Source organism: Candidatus Babeliaceae bacterium (assembly GCA_041660765.1).
Classification (GTDB): Bacteria; Babelota; Babeliae; order Babelales; family Babelaceae; genus JBAZVR01.
This window is the reverse complement of record JBAZVR010000008.1, coordinates 1-3,870: the sequence shown is the minus strand read 5'-3', so window position 1 is coordinate 3,870 and position 3,870 is coordinate 1. Positions and strand designations below refer to the sequence as shown.

The following is a 3,870-nucleotide window of genomic DNA, read 5'->3' as shown; positions in this document are numbered from 1 at the left end:
CTGTTTGATCTTTGAACTCATCATATTTTGTTTGTATATCTATATTAATAACTATTTTTTCATCAACAATAATGTCATTACCTGTATTTTTTGGCGAATGATGAGCGCATCCTGATACAAGTTGAGTGGATGCAATAATTGCCGCGATAGCGGTTAATTTGAATGTGTTTGTAGTTTTCATTTTGTAGTCCTATTGTTGTTATGTTGTTAAATTGCTTCGATATGATAACCAAGAACGGCTAATTGCATCAATATATCCATGTCCAAAGCATACGGATCATAGATATTTGCTATGTGTTGATGATAGCGATTGATAAGTTTAAATTTAATTTTCATAAAAATATTCCTCCATTTCTATTTCATAAGCGGCTTTTTGCACTTCCGCATCGTACCATAATAGCTCATCAAGATCATCATTATTAAGTAAACTTAAGATAAGGTCCGATTGTTTTGATGTGGGTGTGAATGAGCCGTTATGGGTGATAATGCTGATTACTTTTGATGATGTCACCTCTAATTCAGGGTGTTCTTCTGGATCATCAAAAGTAGCAGGTCTATTACAACCATAAATACTATAATCTATGTCTAATTCGACGTCGGTTATGTCAAATGGCAAAGCCAAGATTACATTAAGAGGCGATTTTAAGTCTCTAACGTCATAAAATGTTTTTGTGTTCATGTTCATGTCTATTGTCCTATAGTGTATAAATAGTTTCTCTTTCACTAACAAACGTTTTTCTAATATCGGTACGTTTACCCATTCCCAACTCTTCCATTGCGTCTATAGCAATTTTTCGCGCTTCTCTAATAGAGTTCGCGGCAACACAATAATCATTTTCGTCGCCGTAATAAAAATCACCTGTCGCGATTGAAACGACATAGATTTTTTTTGTTTGTAGTGTGTTCATTTTGTTTGTCCTTATTTTTTTATGATTTTTTTTAACTTGTGTTCAGTTTAATGATTTTTAGGATAATGTAAAGCTTTTATTTGAGCTATGAAAATATATTTTATTTTGTTTGATATTTATAATTTTATCTATATAATGAGCCGTTCGTAAAAATGAAATGGAAATAGAGTTTAAAAATGAGCAGTGATTATCAAGAATTTATCAATAAAAAATTAGCTTTTATGCCATCTGTTGGCATAGATAGCAAAATAAGAGTAAAAGGACTATTCCCGCACCAAGAAGATTTAGCAAACTGGGCGTTACGTCGTGGACGTGCGGCTATTTTTGCTGATACTGGTTTAGGTAAAAGTAGGATTTTATGCGCTTGGGCTGATGCAGTACATCACTATACAGGAAAAGATATTTTAATCCTTGCGCCATTGGCCGTTGCCCCACAAACAGTACAAGAGGGATTACAATGTGGCGTTAAAATAAAGCACGTTCATTGTGCAGATGATGTTGAACAAGGAATAAGCATAACAAACTATGCAAGATTACATTTATTTGATTGTAGTCGTTTTGTTGGTATTGTGTTGGATGAATCAAGCTGTATTAAGCATAATAATAGCAAAACATTAAGTCATTTATTATTATCATTTGCACAAACACCCTATAAATTATGCTGCACCGCTACACCATCACCAAATGATTTTACAGAGTTAGGCACTCATGCTGAATTTTTAGGCGTTAGGTCACATTCTGAAATGTTGGCAGAGTTTTTTATTAACGATATGAAATTGGCTAATAAATGGCGGTTAAAAGGCCATGCAAAGGTTGAGTTTTGGAAGTGGGTATCATCATGGGGTGCAATGTTAAGATCACCTAGTGATTTAGGATATGATGGTTCTATGTATGAATTACCACCACTCAATATTGTTCAACATGTTATCGAAACAAAACCGAAAGACGGTAATATATTTGCAATCGAAGCTCAAACTTTAACAGATAGACGTGGCGCAAGACGAGAAAGTATAGATCAACGAGTATTAGAATGTGCTGAAATTGTAAATAATAGTTCTGATATTTGGTTGATTTGGTGTGAACTTAATGCAGAGGGCGAATTATTGCGTAAATCAATACCCGGATCTATTGAGGTATGCGGTGCGGATAGTGAGGAATTTAAAGAAAAAGCAATGATGGATTTTGCCGCAGGTAAAATAAGGGTTTTAATTAGTAAAAGCAAAATAGCTGGATGGGGGATGAATTGGCAAGTATGCAATAATATGGCTTTTGTTGGCGTTACAGACTCATTTGAAGCTTATTATCAATCCGTTAGACGGTGCTATCGATTTGGGCAAAAAGAACAAGTTAATGTGCATTTATTCAGCTGTGATACCGAGGGCGCAGTTAAAGATAATTTATTAAGAAAAGAAAAAAGAGCAAAAGAAATGGCATGCGAATTACAATCATTAGTTATTGATTCGGTGCGTAGCGAATTGTTAGGATTTAAAAAAGAATCTAACGATTATATCCCAAGTGTTAAAATACAATTACCAGTATTCTTGTAATATTTGATATTTATAACACCTTATGCTATTATATATAATAAACTAACATAAGGTTAAGTAAATAATGGCTAAAGAGAATGTTAATTGTTCAAATTGTGATAATAAATTAATTAGATATACAAACAATAAATCTAAAAATTATTTTTGTGATAAACAATGCAAAGGTAAATGGCAAACAAAACAAAGAGAATTATTAGGATTTACTAAGGAGTGGTTAGAAAATGAGTATATTATTATTGGTAAAAGCGCCAATCAAATAGCAAGGGAAATAGGGAGAGATTCTAAGCGTGTTTGGGAATGGATTAGAGATTATGGAATACCAACTAGGACAAGAGGGCATGATACAAGTCATTTATTAAAAGATGGTAGTACATTTAGAGGGAAAAAACATACAGAAGAAACAAAGAAAAGATTAAGTGAAATTGCTATTGCAGATGGAAGGGTTCCATGGGGTAAATGTAATGAACCATACTGGAAAGGTAAATTTGGTTCGTTGCATCCGAATTGGCAAGGTGGATTAACACCAGAAAGACAATCTGTTTATTCTAGTGAAGAATGGACAAACTCAGTAAAAGAAGTATGGAAGCGTGATAATGCTTTTTGTCAAAAATGTAATAAACATCATAATGAAGAAAAAAACAGAGGAAATTTTCATATACATCATATCGTTTCATTTATGGTAAGAGAATTAAGAACAGATGTTAATAATTTAGTTTTACTATGTAAAGAATGTCATAAATTTGTACATAGTAAAGAAAATATAAATAAAGAATTTATTAAGGAATTTTAAAAAAATGAGTGAAGTAGTTTTAAATCAAGTAGTTACAGATAAATATTCAATATATAATGGTGATAGTTGTGAAATATTACCATTATTGCCCACTAATAGCGTTGATTATTGTATTCATTCTCCACCTTTCGCATCATTGTACACTTACAGTAACTCTCCTCGTGATCTAGGAAATTGCCGAGATTATGATGATTTCTTTGTCCACTTTGATTTTATTATCAAAGAATTAGCCAGAGTTTTAAAACCTGGGCGCAATTTATCATTTCATTGTATGTTGTTACCAACGTCAAAACAAATGGATGGATTTATTGGATTGAAAGATTTTCGAGGTGATTTAATTCGCGCATTTCAAAAACATGGCTTTATTTTTCATTCAGAAGTGGTTATTTGGAAAAATCCAGTAGTTGCTATGCAAAGAACAAAAGCATTAGGGCTATTACATAAAACAGTACGTGGTAATGCTACAATGTCGCGTCAAGGCGTACCTGATTATTTAGTAACAATGCGCAATTCAGGAGAGTGCGAAGAACGTGTTACCCATGATGTAAAACAATATCCAGTTGCTAAATGGCAGGAAGTAGCAAGCCCGGTATGGATGGATATTAATCAAAGCAATACATTACAG

7 protein-coding genes are annotated in these 3,870 nt (G+C 32.9%); 3 read left to right on the top strand and 4 right to left on the bottom strand.

All coding sequences use genetic code 11. The features are described 5' to 3' along the window. The 4 genes from WC707_07170 to WC707_07155 all read right to left on the bottom strand — a co-directional run. Positions 1–181 (bottom strand): hypothetical protein (locus tag WC707_07170; GenBank protein ID MFA6066936.1); only part of this gene is annotated, 181 nt, incomplete at its 3' end. A gap of 26 nt (positions 182–207) precedes the next feature. Continuing rightward, positions 208–336: a hypothetical protein gene (locus WC707_07165; GenBank protein MFA6066935.1), complete on the bottom strand. Its 129-nt coding sequence runs from the start codon at positions 334–336 to the stop codon at positions 208–210. Next, positions 326–679, bottom strand: coding sequence for a hypothetical protein (locus tag WC707_07160; GenBank protein MFA6066934.1), 354 nt, complete (start codon positions 677–679; stop codon positions 326–328). Before WC707_07160 ends, WC707_07165 begins: the two co-directional genes overlap by 11 nt. Before the next feature lie 16 nt (positions 680–695). Then, positions 696–908 carry a hypothetical protein gene (locus tag WC707_07155; protein MFA6066933.1) on the bottom strand — a complete coding sequence of 71 codons (213 nt, stop codon included), beginning with the start codon at positions 906–908 and terminating at the stop codon, positions 696–698. Between the two features lie 176 nt (positions 909–1,084). On the opposite strand from WC707_07155, the gene WC707_07150 reads away from it, so the two are divergent. The 3 genes from WC707_07150 to WC707_07140 form a co-directional block, all read left to right on the top strand. After that, positions 1,085–2,455, top strand: coding sequence for a DEAD/DEAH box helicase (locus tag WC707_07150; GenBank protein ID MFA6066932.1), 1,371 nt, complete (start codon positions 1,085–1,087; stop codon positions 2,453–2,455). Positions 2,456–2,519: 64 nt separating this feature from the next. Then, a complete protein-coding gene (locus WC707_07145) occupies positions 2,520–3,245 on the top strand; it encodes an HNH endonuclease signature motif containing protein (protein MFA6066931.1) in 726 nt (241 codons plus the stop codon). A 4-nt stretch (positions 3,246–3,249) separates the two neighbouring features. Continuing rightward, positions 3,250–3,870, top strand: a 621-nt coding sequence (locus tag WC707_07140; GenBank protein ID MFA6066930.1) for a hypothetical protein, incomplete at its 3' end; no start/stop codon positions are given.

Coding starts and splice junctions, on each gene's coding strand:
- WC707_07145 (MFA6066931.1), top strand. CDS start 2,520: ATGGCTAAAGAGAATGTTAATTGTTCAAATTGTGATAATAAATTAATT.
- WC707_07155 (MFA6066933.1), bottom strand. CDS start 908: ATGAACACACTACAAACAAAAAAAATCTATGTCGTTTCAATCGCGACA.
- WC707_07150 (MFA6066932.1), top strand. CDS start 1,085: ATGAGCAGTGATTATCAAGAATTTATCAATAAAAAATTAGCTTTTATG.
- WC707_07165 (MFA6066935.1), bottom strand. CDS start 336: ATGAAAATTAAATTTAAACTTATCAATCGCTATCATCAACACATAGCA.
- WC707_07160 (MFA6066934.1), bottom strand. CDS start 679: ATGAACACAAAAACATTTTATGACGTTAGAGACTTAAAATCGCCTCTT.